The sequence below is a fragment of the Pigmentiphaga soli genome (assembly GCF_039541095.1).
In the GTDB taxonomy this organism is placed as follows: Bacteria; Pseudomonadota; Gammaproteobacteria; order Burkholderiales; family Burkholderiaceae_B; genus Pigmentiphaga; species Pigmentiphaga soli.
On sequence record NZ_BAABFO010000013.1, the window covers coordinates 131,786 to 140,828 of the forward strand.

The 9,043-nt window shown below is 72.5% G+C and carries 5 protein-coding genes; all 5 read left to right on the plus strand.

What is annotated here, in order from left to right; translation table 11 throughout:
- Positions 1-34: 34 nt before the first annotated feature.
- Positions 35-1,114 carry a DNA polymerase III subunit delta' gene (holB, locus tag ABD927_RS14785; RefSeq protein WP_345250604.1) on the plus strand — a complete coding sequence of 360 codons (1,080 nt, stop codon included), beginning with the start codon at positions 35-37 and terminating at the stop codon, positions 1,112-1,114.
- Between the two features lie 17 nt (positions 1,115-1,131).
- Entirely contained in the window at positions 1,132-1,902 is a 771-nt protein-coding gene (locus ABD927_RS14790; RefSeq protein WP_345250590.1) for a TatD family hydrolase, read from the plus strand.
- A 73-nt stretch (positions 1,903-1,975) separates the two neighbouring features.
- A complete protein-coding gene (locus ABD927_RS14795; protein ID WP_345250591.1) occupies positions 1,976-2,674 on the plus strand; it encodes an ankyrin repeat domain-containing protein in 699 nt (232 codons plus the stop codon).
- 38 nt (positions 2,675-2,712) lie between these two features.
- Positions 2,713-6,252: an exodeoxyribonuclease V subunit gamma gene (recC, locus tag ABD927_RS14800; protein ID WP_345250592.1), complete on the plus strand. Its 3,540-nt coding sequence runs from the start codon at positions 2,713-2,715 to the stop codon at positions 6,250-6,252.
- Positions 6,249-9,043 (plus strand): exodeoxyribonuclease V subunit beta (gene recB, locus ABD927_RS14805; RefSeq protein WP_345250593.1); only part of this gene is annotated, 2,795 nt, incomplete at its 3' end. The genes recC and recB, both read left to right, overlap by 4 nt.

Sequence of the window (9,043 nt, forward strand, 5' to 3'; positions counted from 1 at the left end):
CCGCGATGCCGCCGCGCAGCAGCCAGGGGGCCGCGTGGTCAAGCTGCCCGGCTTCTACCCCTGGCAGCGCGACGTGGCCCTGCGCTGGCTGGGCGCCGAAGAACGCGCGCGCTTCGCCCACGCCTGGCTGATCCACGGCCTGGCCGGCATCGGCAAGGTCGATTTCGCGCGCGCCGCCGCCGCCGCGCTGCTGTGCGAGGCGCCGCACGACGGCATGGCCTGCGGCCGCTGCCCGGCGTGCATCTGGTACGCCGCGGGCAACCACCCCGATTTCCGCCGCATCCGGCCCGAAGCCGTCGCGCTGGCCGAGGGCGAGGAAGAACAGCCGGAAGAGGGGGCCGAGGAACCCGCCGGCGCCCGCGGCCGCAAGGCGCCGTCGCGCGACATCCGGATCGAGCAGATCCGCGCGATGGAGTCGTGGATCACCACCGGCACCCACCGGGGCGGGCTGCGCGTCGTGCTGCTGTACCCGGCCGAAACGCTCAACACGGTATCGGCCAACGCGCTGCTGAAGGTGCTGGAAGAACCGCCGCCGCACACGGTCTTCCTGCTGGTGGCCGATGCTCCCGACCGCCTGCCGGCCACGCTGGTGTCGCGCTGCCGCCGGCTGCCGCTGGGCGCGCCCGACCCAGCCCAGGCACGATCCTGGCTGCAAGTCCAGGGCGTGGCCGATGCCGACGCGCAGCTGGCGGCGGCCGGCGGCGCGCCGGTGGCCGCCTGGCGGCGGGCCCAGAGCGGCCTGCCGCCGCGGCCGGAATGGATCGATACCCTGGTCCAGGCGGCCGCCGCGGGGCGCGCCCCCGACGTCGGCGCGCTGGTCGATCTGCTCGACAAGGCCGAGCCGGCCGACTGGATCGACAAGCTCCAGCGCCTGTGCGTAGACCTGGCGCTGCTGCAGGCCGGTCTGCCGGCGCGCTATTTCGCGGCGCTGGCCGATCCGCTGGCGCGCGTGGCGCAGCGCGCGGCGCGCCGCCGGGTGGCCGAGGCGGCCCGCTGGCTCGGCACCCAGCGGGCGATCGCCGACCACCCGCTGAACGGCAAACTGTTCGCGCAGGAGGCGCTGGCCCGGGTCTGCGCCGCCTGCGCGCCGGCCGCCGCGCCGCGGCCGGCCTGATCCAGCAAGGATTTACCATGTTCGTCGATTCCCACTGCCACCTCGATTTTCCGGAGCTGGCCCCGCAACTGCCCGAGATCCTCGCGAAAATGCAGGACAACGGCGTTTCCCACGCGCTGTGCGTCAGCGTCAACCTGGGCGACTGGCCGCGGCTGATGGAGATCGTCGGCCGGCATTCCAACCTGTGGGCCTCGGTCGGCGTCCATCCGGACTACGAAGACGTGGACGATCCGTCCGTCGACGAGCTGGTCGCGCTGGCCGCCACGCCCAAGGTGGCCGCGATCGGCGAGACCGGGCTCGACTACTACCGGCTCACCGGCGACCTGGAATGGCAGCGCGACCGCTTCCGGCGGCACATCCGCGCCGCGCGGGCCACCGGCAAGCCGCTGATCATCCATACCCGCTCGGCCGCCGCCGATACGCTGCGCATCATGGAAGAAGAGGGCGCCGCCGAGGTGGGCGGCGTGATGCACTGCTTCACCGAATCGCGCGACGTGGCCGAGGCGGCGATGGCGATGAACTTCTACATCTCGTTTTCCGGCATCGTCACGTTCAAGAGCGCGCGCGAGCTGCAGGAAGTGGCGCGCGACATCCCGCTCGACCGCGTATTGATCGAAACCGATTCGCCCTACCTGGCCCCGGTGCCGTTCCGCGGCAAGCTCAACGACCCGTCGAAGGTGGTGCACGTGGCGGAGAAGATCGCCGATCTGAGGGGGATGTCGCCGGCCGAGGTCGGTGCTGCGTCTACGAACAATTTCTTCAATCTTTTCAAAGAAATAGCCAGATAACTTAATCCTAGAAATAGCATTAAATCATCTCTTAAGAACAAGAATAAGATCTTATATTTCAATGGACTACGGCATGATCGCAAAGTATTTCATCAAGAACGCGATTCCCCGCTGCGCTGCGGCCGCCGTGCTGCTGGCGGCCTTGTCGGGCTGCGCCACCCACGCCCATGCCGACGACCTGGAAGACTTCTGGATCGCCGTCCAGAACGACCGGCCCGCCACGGTTCAGAAGCTGCTCGCGCGCGGCGCCATCACGGTCAATACCCCCACGCCGGCCACCAACCCGCCGCTGATCGAGGCGATCAAGTTCGACTCCTGGGCCGTGTACGACCTGCTGCTGAAAGACCCGCACATCAACCTGAACCAGAAGAACGCCGTGGGCGAAACGCCGCTGATGTACCTGGCGATCAAGGGGGAAACCGACCGCATGCGGGCCTTGATCGACCGCGGCGCCGAGGTCAACCAGCCCGGCTGGACCGCGCTGCACTATGCCGCCACCAAGGGCTACGACGACGCCGTCCGGCTGCTGCTCGACCATTACGCCTACATCGACGCCGAGGCGCCCGACAAGACCACGCCGCTGATGATGGCGATGAAGTACAACCATCCCTCCACCGTCAAGCTGCTGCTCGACGAAGGGGCCGACGGCTATTTCCGCAACGCCGCCGGCAAGAATGCCGCCGATGTCGCCCGCGAGGCCGGCAATACCATCCTGGCCAACGACTTCGTCGAACGGCTCAACGCCGAACGCCGCCGCAAGCTGGGCCGCTGAGCCCGGCCACCCGCGCGCCCCCGTCCCCGCACCGATCGATGCCCGCCGAAACGCTCGCGCCCGGTTTCATGGTGGTCCACGGCAACCGCCTGGAAGACCTGCGCAACCTGGCCGTGGCATGGATGCAGCGCTATCCGCTGGGCCCGCTGGAAAGCGAGACCGTGCTGGTGCAGAGCAACGGCATCGCCCAGTGGTTCAAGCTGGCCCTGGCCGCCGATCCGGACGGCGCCGACGGCCAGGGTTGCGGCATCGCCGCGGCGGTCGACGTCCAGCTGCCGGCGCGCTTCCTGTGGCGCGCCTACCGCGCCGTGCTGGGCCGGCAGGAGGTGCCCGACACCTCGCCGCTCGACCGCGACGGCCTGACCTGGCGCCTGATGCGGCTGCTGCCGGAGCTGGCGCAGCAGCCGCCGTTCGCGCCGCTGCGGCGCTTCCTGTCGGACGACGGCAACCCGCGCAAGCTGTACCAATTGGCCGAGCGCCTGGCCGACCTGTTCGATCAGTACCAGGTCTACCGCGCCGACTGGCTGGCCGACTGGGCCGCCGGCCGCGACCGCCTGCGCGTGTCGCGCGGCGGCCAACGGCCGCTGGCCGAACGCGAGGCATGGCAGCCCGCGCTGTGGCGCGCGCTGCAGGACGACCTGGGCGACCGCGCCATGCGCCATGGCCGGGTCGGCGTGCACCGCCGCTTCGTCGACGCCCTGCGCGCGGGCGGCCGGGCGCCGGCGGGCCTGGCGCGGCGGGTGATCGTGTTCGGCATCTCGTCGATGCCGGCGCAGACGCTGGAAGCGCTGGCGGCCATGGCTTCCTGCAGCCAGGTGCTGCTGTGCGTGCACAACCCCAGCCGCCACCACTGGGCCGACATCGTGGCCGACCAGGATCTGCTGCGCCAGGCCTATCGCCGGCAGCAGCGCAAGCCGGGCGCGCCGCCGCCCGCCACCGGCGGCCTGGCCGCCTACGGCCATCCGCTGCTGGCCGCCTGGGGCAAGCAGGGGCGCGACTACATCTCGCTGCTGGACAGCTACGATGCCCCGGACGACTACCGCCACCGCTTCGCGCCGGTGGGCGAGCGCATCGACCTGTTCGCCGGCGGCCCCGCCGACACGCTACTGGGCCAGTTGCAGGACGACATCCTGGAGCTGCGCACGCTCGAAGAAACCCGGCAGCGCTGGGCGCCGGTCGATCCGCGCGCCGACCGCTCGCTGCGCTTCCACGTGGCGCACAGCGCGCAGCGCGAGGTCGAGATCCTGCACGACCAGCTGCTCGACCGCTTCAATGCCGATCCGTCGCTGCGGCCGCGCGACGTCATCGTCATGGTGCCCGACATCGACGCCTACGCGCCGCACATCCGCGCCGTGTTCGGGCTGCCCGGCCCGGCCGATCCGCGTTTCATCCCGTTCACGCTAGCCGACCAGGGCCGGCGCGGCAACGCGCCGCTGCTGCGCGCGGTCGATTACCTGCTGCGGCTGCCCGACAGCCGCTTCGCGGCCAGCGAACTGCTGGACCTGCTCGACGTGGCCGCCGTGCGCCGCCGCTTCGGCATCGACGAGGCCGATCTGCCGCAGCTGCACCGCTGGATCCAGGGCGCCGGCGTGCGCTGGGGGCTGGACGCCGGCCAGCGGGCCAGCCTGGGGCTGCCGGCGGGGCAGGAGCAGAACACCTGGCGTTTCGGCCTGCGCCGCATGCTGCTGGGCTACGCGGCCGGGCCGGGCGCGGATTTCGACGGCATCGAGCCCTACGGCGAGGTCGGCGGGCTGGAGGCGGAAACCCTGGGCCCGCTGGCCGCGCTGGTCGATACGCTGGACGCGCTGCGCGCGCGCCTGGCGCAGCCGGCGCCTCCGGCGCAATGGGGCCTGCACCTTCGCGCGCTGCTGGCCGCGATGTTCGCCGCCGCCGACGACACCGAGGCGACCTTGCTGGCCGAACTGGAGGAACAGCTCGATACCTGGCTGGCACAGTGCGAGGCGGCCGGGCTGGAGGCGCCGCTGCCGCTGGTGGTGGTGCGCGAGGCCTGGCTGGCGGGGCTGGATGGCCGGCGGCTGAACCAGCGTTTCCTGGCCGGCGCGGTCAATTTCTGCACGCTGATGCCGATGCGGGCCATCCCGTTCCGGATCGTGTGCCTGCTGGGCATGAACGATGGCGACTACCCGCGCTTGCAGCCGCCGCTCGATTTCGACCTGATGGCCGGCGACTACCGCCCCGGCGACCGCTCGCGCCGCGAGGACGACCGCTATCTGCTGCTGGAGGCGCTGCTGTCGGCGCGCGAGCAGCTCTACGTGAGCTGGGTGGGACGCAGCATCCGCGACAACGGCGAACGCTCGCCTTCGGTGCTGGTGGCGCAATTGCGCGACCATGTGGCGGCCGGATGGCGGCAGGCCGGCCCGGCCGATACCGGCCAGGCGCTGCTGGCCGCCATTACCGTCGAACATCCCTTGCAGCCATTCAGCGCCCGCTACTTCCGCGACGGCGACGACCCGCGGCTGTTCAGCTATGCGCGGGAATGGCAGGCGCTGCATGAGCCGCATGGCATGCGCGTGCCGGTCGCGCCGCCGGCCGGGGCGATACGGCCGCCGCTTCCCGACGGCGTCGAACTCGAGACGCTGCAAAGCTTCCTGGCCGATCCGGTGCGCCATTATTTCGAGCAATCGCTGAGCGTGCATTTCGACGCCGACGGCCCCGCGGCCGAAGACGACGAACCGTTCGGCCTCGATGGCCTCGACAGCTATCGCCTGGCCGAAAGCCTGTTCGAAGCGGCGCGCGACGCCGACGATCCCGATGCCGCGCTGCGCGCCCGCGCCGCCCGCCTGCAACGCAGCGGCGAGCTGCCGGTGGGCGGCTTCGGCGAAAGGCGGCTGGAGGCCTTGATCGACCCGGTGCGCGAACTGCTGGCGCGCTATCGCGAACGCAGCGCGGCCCGCGCGCCGGCGCCGCCGCTCAAGCTCGACCTGCCGTTGCCGGAAGCCGGCCTGCGGCTGCAGGGCTGGGTCGACGGCATCCGCGGCGACGGCGGCGATCCCGAAACCCTGCACGCCATCGTCAACGGCCTGTTCGACAAGAACGGCCGGCCCAGGTGGCACCGGCTGCTGCGCGCCTGGGTGGCGCAATTGGCGGCCAACGCGGCCGGCTGCCCGCTGGCCACCGCTTTCGTCTCGACCGACGGCGCGCTGACGCTGCCCCCGCTCGACGCCGTGCCGGCCCACGCCGCGCTGTCGGCCCTGGCCTGCGCCTGGCTGCAAGGCCGCGCGGCGCCGCTGCCGGTGGCCCCGCGCGCCGCCTGCGCCTGGCTCGACGCCGGCGGCAGCGCGAAGGCGGGCCTTCCTGGCGGGCCGGAACAGTCTGGCAGCGCGACGGCCGCCGATGGCGCCGCCGGCGACGAGGCGGCCCGGCGCGCGGCACGCATCGTCTACGACGACGGCGCCCGCAGCACCGGAGAAGGCAGCCGCAATCCCTATCTGTGCCGGCAATATCCATGCTTCGACGACCTGTGGGCGGAGGGCGCCTTTGCCGACTGGGCGCAGCGGCTCTACGGCCCCCTGGTGGAGCAGGCCCGGCGCGCGCTCGATGCGGGGAGGGCCCGATGACCGCGCCCGCCCGGCCGTCCGAACCGCTGGCGCTGCGCCTGCCGCTGCGCGGCAGCCGGCTGATCGAGGCCAGCGCCGGTACCGGCAAGACCTTCACCATCTCCGGCCTCTACCTGCGGCTGGTGCTGGGCCATGGCGATGCCGACCGCGGCTTCGGCCGCGCGCTGCTGCCGCCGCAGATCCTGGTCATGACCTTCACCGAAGCCGCCACGCAGGAACTGCGCGACCGCATCCGCACCCGCCTGGGCCTGGCGGCGCGCCACTTCCGCGGCGAGATCGACCCGCCCGACGCGGTCATCGCCCGGCTGCGCGCCGACTACCCGCCGGAACGGCGCCCCGAATGCGCCGCCCGCCTCGACACCGCGGCCCAATGGATGGACGAGGCGGCGGTTTCAACCATCCACGGCTGGTGTCAGCGCATGCTGCGCGAGCACGCGTTCGACAGCGGCAGCCTGTTCACGCAAACGGTGGAAACCGACCAGTCCGCGCTGCTGGCCACCGTGGCCCGCGACTACTGGCGCCGCCACTGCTACGACCTGGCCGGCGACGCGCTCGACTGGGTGGACAGCCACTGGCAGACGCCCGACCAGTTGCTGGCCAGGCTGATGCCGTTGCTGCGCCATGCCCCGGCCGATCCGGCGGCGGCGCAAGACTCGCTTGGAGAGGTGCTGCACGCCGCCCGCACCGGGCTGCGGCAGGCGCTGGCGCGGCTCAAGGCCCCCTGGCGCGAATGGGTGCCTCAGTTGCGGGCCGCGTTGGACGACGCCTGCGCCCGCAAGCTGATCGACGGCAGGAAACTCAAGCCTTCATACTACCTGCCCTGGCTGGACACGCTGGCCGCCTGGGCCGGCGACGAGGCCATCGAACGGCCCGAACTCGGCGCCGCCGCCCGCCAGCGCCTGACGCCGCAAGGCATGGCCGAAGCCTGGAAGCAGGGCGAGCCGCTGCGCCATCCCGCGCTCGATGCGCTGCCGGCGTTGTACGCCGAGCTGGACGCGCTGCCGCAGCCCGGCCCGGCCGCGCTGGCTCATGCCGCGGCCTGGGTCGCGCAGCGCTTCGAACAGGAAAAGCAGCGCCGCGCCGAACTGGGCTTCGACGACATGCTGACCCGGCTCGACGCCGCGCTGCACGGCCCAAACGGCGGCCGCCTGGCGGCGCTGATCCGGGCCCAGTTCCCGGTGGCGCTGGTCGACGAATTCCAGGATACCGACCCCGTCCAGTACCGCATCCTCGACGCCATCTACGACATCGGCGCCAACCGCGACGACTGCGGCCTGCTGATGATCGGCGACCCCAAGCAAGCCATCTATGCCTTCCGCGGCGCCGACATCTACACCTACCTGGCCGCGCGGCGCGCCGCCGGGCCGCGCCGCGACACGCTCGACACCAACCACCGTTCGAGCCGCGAGATGGTGGCTGCCGTCAACCGCGTGTTCGAATGGGGGGAGCGCCAGCCCGGCGGCGAGGGCGCCTTTCTGTTCCGCCGCGGCGGCGACGATCCGGTGCCGTTCGCGCCCGTGCAGGCGGCGGGCCGGCCCGAACGCTTCGTGGCCGACGGCGGCCCGGCGCCGGCGCTGACCTTCTGGCAATTGCCGCAGGACAAGCCGCTGGCGGCCGGCGCCTACACGGCCCAGGCGGCTGCCGGCTGCGCCAGCCGCATCGTGGCGCTGCTGCGGCAGGCCGCCGCCGGCCGCGCCGGCTTCGAAGCGCCCGACGACGCGCTGCGGCCGCTGCGCCCGGCCGACATCGCCATCCTCGTGCGCACCGGCGACGAGGCGCGCGCCATCCGCGCCGAACTGGCGCGCCGCGGCGTGCGCAGCGTCTACCTGTCGGACCAGGAATCGGTGTTCGACAGCGCCGAGGCGGCCGACCTGCTGCTGTGGCTGAAGGCCTGCGCCGAGCCCGACGACGACCGCGCGCTGCGCGCGGCGCTGGCCAGCCGCACGCTGGCGCTCGAACTGGCCGAGCTCGAACGGATCCAGACCGACGAGCGGCTGTGGGAAAGCCGCGTGCTGCAGTTCCGCGCCTACCGCGAGGGCTGGCGCCGCAACGGCGTGCTGGCCATGCTGCGGCGGCTGCTGAACGACTTCGACCTGCCGCGCCGCATGCTGGCGCGGGACGACGGCGAACGCCGGCTGACCAACCTGCTGCACCTGGCCGAGCTGATGCAGCGCGCGGCGGCCGAGCTCGACGGCGAACAGGCGCTGGTGCGCCACCTGGCCGGGCACGTATGGGGCACGGCGCGCCCGGCCGCCGCCGAAGACCAGATCGTGCGGCTGGAAAGCGACGAGCAGCTGCTGAAGGTCGTGACCATCCACAAGTCCAAGGGCCTGGAATATCCGCTGGTCTTCCTGCCCTTCATCTGCGCCTTCCGGCCCGAACGCAAGGACCGGCCGCCGCTGCGCTACCACAACGACGACGGCCGTCCGGTGGTCGACGTCGCGCCCGACGATGCCGCCGAGGCGCGCGCCGACCGCGAGCGGCTGGCCGAGAACCTGCGCATGCTGTACGTGGCGCTCACGCGCGCGCGCCATGCCTGCTGGGCGGGCGTGGCCGATCTCTGCCTGGGCCAGCGGCGCGATTCGGCCTTCCACCGCAGCGCGCTCGGCTATCTGCTGGGCGGCGGCCGGCCCTTGCCGTCGACGCCGGCGCTCGGCCAGTGGCTGGCCGATCTGTGCGATTCGGCGCCTGAACTGCGCGCCGAACCGCTGCCCGCCGCCGACGACGCCAGGCTGCCGCCGCCGGCGCAGGCCGTGGCGGCGCAGCGCCTGCGCGTGGCGCGCCGCAGCCC